Here is a 1256-nt window from a genome sequence, read left to right as displayed (position 1 = left end):
CCATAGTTCCAGAATTAGAGTGAAATGGGAAAGTTATTTTTAGACAATTCCTAAAGCAACTGCTACTAAAGTTGTATCACATCAACCAACGCTATCACCCTCCAGTCTTTATACAATTGCATCTTCAAAAAACGTTACCCCAACAGCAGGAAGTATCAACTCGACAGTAGAAGCTACCGAAGCAGCAGTAGATGGCATTGCTCCAACGACAGAAAGCAGCACGCCGACCGCTGAAAATATTACTCCGGCAATGAGCAATGCCACACTGTCAAGTGAAATACTGGTGGCACCGACAGTAGCGCCAACGGTGAATATGGTTGATGATTTTCTCTCTGCAGCGGTAGCATCGACCAGTATTGGGAGGCTCAGGAATGATTTGGTAGAATTCCAAAAAGCGCATCCCCGGGCAAATATTTCCACTTTACTCGACGCTGTTGATGAGACTCTGGCCTTTTATAAGTTTGTTAGCCTGGTGACCAAGCTTTCATTTTTTATTGATAGCATTAAGACTGCCCATCCGGAAGCAGCCAGTTACTATAAAAACCAATTGAGGACACTGCTGAACACCATCAATCAGCATTATGATAAAAAATCCACTTCGGACCGAACCAGAAGATCACCATGGATATTTGCTAACGTACTGGAAAATCTGGTGAAATTTGAATCTGCACCCATGAAAGCAGAGATGTTGTCGTTTTTTAAAGGTTTTGAAGATACCCGGGTTGAGCTGACCAATGCTGTTCATTCTGGATTTTCGTTATCACCGGAGCTGAGAACTCTGATAGATACTTTACAAAGCAGTGGTAAGAATCTTGTGAAGTTAATGAATCAGGTAAATAAGGAGGCTGCCAACCTGCTTGCAGAATCAAACTACTATCGTGTTGGCAGGCTTGCTTTTAAAGCAAATCTTTTAACAGAGTCATACAGATTTGATTCTGTTATAAATGAACTGAAAACAGAAATTGATGGTGCCTGCAAGAATACATTCAGTGAGCTGATAGAGAGATATTCAAATCTTCAGAATCTACCCTCTGGAATGAATGCCAATGTGCCATTGAATGAAGTGGTGAATTTTTCTTTCACTTATGACCCTATACAAATTGCCCGTTTGGCAAATTCAGTTGGCGAAGGTTTTTGCAGGGCAGATTCGCTTTTGTCAGCTATTTCAGGTCAGGAGGGTAACTTGCTGAAATCGCTGGATAGCCCAGGGCGACAGAATCGGTCGAACGATCATCCCGATAATAGGATATTTAGCT

General features: G+C 42.0%; 2 protein-coding genes. One reads left to right on the top strand and one right to left on the bottom strand.

Going from position 1 to position 1256, the window contains the following annotated elements; translation table 11 throughout:
* Nucleotides 1–108 precede the first annotated feature (108 nt).
* A complete protein-coding gene (locus KDK14_RS09955; RefSeq protein ID WP_257264950.1) occupies nucleotides 109–420 on the bottom strand; it encodes a hypothetical protein in 312 nt (103 codons plus the stop codon).
* Nucleotides 421–673: 253 nt separating this feature from the next.
* On the opposite strand from KDK14_RS09955, the gene KDK14_RS09950 reads away from it, so the two are divergent.
* The coding region (locus KDK14_RS09950) for a hypothetical protein (protein WP_257264949.1) at nucleotides 674–1256 on the top strand (583 nt) is incomplete at its 3' end.

Source organism: Endozoicomonas sp. ONNA2 (assembly GCF_024606365.1).
GTDB lineage: Bacteria > Pseudomonadota > Gammaproteobacteria > Pseudomonadales > Endozoicomonadaceae > Endozoicomonas.
Note: the sequence above shows the minus strand (reverse complement) of the source record. Positions and strands in the feature narration are given on the sequence as shown.